General features: G+C 43.7%; 1 protein-coding gene. It reads right to left on the reverse strand.

The window, feature by feature from the left end:
• On the reverse strand, positions 1 to 1139 hold a 1139-nt coding region (locus tag AB5Y61_RS10575; protein WP_368404121.1), incomplete at its 3' end, for a DEAD/DEAH box helicase.
• Positions 1140 to 1507 lie beyond the last annotated feature (368 nt).

Genomic DNA, 1507 nt, shown 5'->3' on the forward strand with positions numbered 1-1507 from the left:
ACTTCCATCTGCTCAAGGTCAATCACGACGCCCGTTTCTTCTTCCATGTTTTCGACCATCTTCTTTGTGACTTCCGGGCTCTCGCTTATCAAGTGAGCCGGGCGACAAAGCTCATGCCGTTCGGTGTGCCATAAGAAATCGAGAAGAAGGAGCTCTTCTTTACCCGGGAAGAGACGCGTCCCACGTCCGACCATCTGCGAATAAAGCGCTCGGACCTTCGTTGGTCTCAATACCACCACGCAGTCAACCGACGGGCAATCCCAGCCTTCAGTCAGTAACATTGAATTGCATAGAACGTTATATCGTCCTTTTTCAAAGTCCTCGAGCACTTCGGCCCGATCTTTCGATTCCCCGTTTACTTCGGCTGCCTTAAAGCCTCGCTCGTTTAAGATATCGCGAAATTTTTGGCTTGTCTTTACTAGTGGAAGAAAGACGACTGTTTTCTTGTCCTTGCAATACTTAGCCATTTCGTCCGCGATCTGTATGAGATACGGATCGAGTGCCGTTCCGACGTCGCTCGCTTTAAAGTCACCCGCGGACATTGCCACGCTTGACAGATCGAGATCGAGCGGAATCGTTAAGGCCTTAATCTTGGATAGATAGCCTTCTTTGATCGCTTGTACGAGTGAGTATTCATAAGCCAAGCTGTCGAAATACGATCCGAGGTTGCGCATATCAGATCTATCTGGCGTTGCTGTAACCCCGAGTACATTTGCAACGTCAAAATATTCCATGACTTTCATATATCCATCTGAAAGTATATGATGAGCTTCGTCAACGATTATCACATCCCAGTAATCTTTAGGGAATTGGTTTAACCTTTTATCTCGTTGTAAAGTTTGAACCGAACCGACCGTAACACGATACCAAGATCCTATTGCGGTACTATCCGCTTTTTCTAAAGACGTTTTCAATCCAGTTATTTTGTATAATTTGTCGCTCGCTTGCTCAAGTAATTCCGTTCTATGGGCTAAAATTAAAACTCTTTTGCCTTGTTTAACCATTTCTTCGGCTAGTTTTGTAAAAACAACTGTTTTTCCGCACCCAGTTGGAAGGACTAATAGAGTCCTTTTTCTTCCTTGATTCCATTCATTTAAAACGGAATCAATACTTTCTTTCTGATATTTTCTTAATTCCATTTCGACCTTTCTTTTGAGGTGTTGTAATTATCCTTTCAATACTCCACCCTCGATCTAGTCTGTGTTGTAATGCCGAATAACTTAACTTGTTCGTTCTCGCGAATTCCGCCATTGTGTACCTTTTTCCTTTGAATTCTATTATTCTGTTACGTCTAGCGTTATTCGCTTGAATTGTAGCGTCTGCCCATCGACAATTCGAGGGCTCATAGTTTCCGTTTACGTCGATTCTATCGATCGACAAGTTGTCAGCGTAACCGTGAGATAAAGCCCACGAACGAAATGATTTATAGTCATTCCATTCTGGACAAATTGAAATGCCACGGCCACCATATCGAGGATAATCTTTTCGTTTGGGGTTGTTGCAGCGC

The organism is Streptococcus parasanguinis (assembly GCF_040908565.1).
Lineage (GTDB): Bacteria > Bacillota > Bacilli > Lactobacillales > Streptococcaceae > Streptococcus > Streptococcus parasanguinis_AC.